1 protein-coding gene is annotated in these 1,036 nt (G+C 67.2%); it reads left to right on the top strand.

Annotated features, from left to right (window positions below; all coding sequences use genetic code 11):
* Positions 1–130: 130 nt before the first annotated feature.
* Positions 131–724: a hypothetical protein gene (locus GUY60_RS37830; protein ID WP_161706020.1), complete on the top strand. Its 594-nt coding sequence runs from the start codon at positions 131–133 to the stop codon at positions 722–724.
* Positions 725–1,036: the final 312 nt, after the last annotated feature.

Here is a 1,036-nt window from a genome sequence, read left to right on the forward strand (position 1 = left end):
GCCTGACGCTCTTCGGAACGGTGATCAGTGAACGGTGATCAGTGAACGGTGGCTGTCGGTGGGCGCACCTAGCATCCCGGCAGGTGTCGGTCCGCCGGATCACACCTCCGACGAGGAGTGGGTGCCCCGCATGACCGATGTCTTCACCGTGACCGTCGATGGCGTTGACAGCTCGACTCTCCACGGGAGAGTGCACGTCATCAATCCTGACCTCCCGTTCGTCCCGCAGGAGGCGTCCTTCCCGCTGGCCCTGCTGACGGACGCCTGGTTCCTGCTGGCCGGCGGACATCTGTACAGCGGCGGCGGGATGCCACCCCGCCGGGACCTGTACCCCTTCCGCGAGGAGAGGGGCAAGACGATCGTGGCAGGCATGCGGCTCAGCGACGAGTTCCAGCGGCTTCATGCCCGCAAGGACTTCTCCCGAAGGGCGCCCAAGGTCATCACCGACCACAGCACCGGTCCTCTCCGCAACGTGCCGCTGTGGAGCGAGGTCGCCGCGCTCGACAGCGCGGCCGACCCGTGGGACGAGGAAGACCTGGCGGAACTCGCCGAGTTGGAGGGCGCCGCCGATCTGTCCGACTGGCGAACGTGGGCACTGCTGACCACGCGTCCCTTCACCAAGTGGCCGTACGCGGACATCGTGGTGACAGTGAGCGATCCGGGCTACCTGGAGCACATGACTGCCGGCATGCGCTGGTCGACGGCGGTCGCCTGGGACAGGTGAGTTACCCGGCACCGGCCGTGAGCCGACTCCGCGGGTGCAGTCGACCATCTCCCCCGACCGCCACCCCGTACCCCCGCGCAAAAGTCCAGGTGATCATGTACGAAAGTCCACTGGCCACGGGCCGTTCCCTGAGGGAAGGTGCGGCAGGGGCTTGTGTGTGGTCGCGGCGCGGGAAAGTGTGAGGTCTCAACTCGGGAAAGACTGCCGACCAAAGCTGCATTCGATCTTGCTCACCCGGCGGAGAGTGGACTATACCTGTCCGCACCTGCACGGCCGTTCGGCGGTCGCGGGCCACCGGGGGCGGGGGAGGTG

Source organism: Streptomyces boluensis, assembly GCF_009908195.1.
Lineage (GTDB): Bacteria > Actinomycetota > Actinomycetes > Streptomycetales > Streptomycetaceae > Streptomyces > Streptomyces boluensis.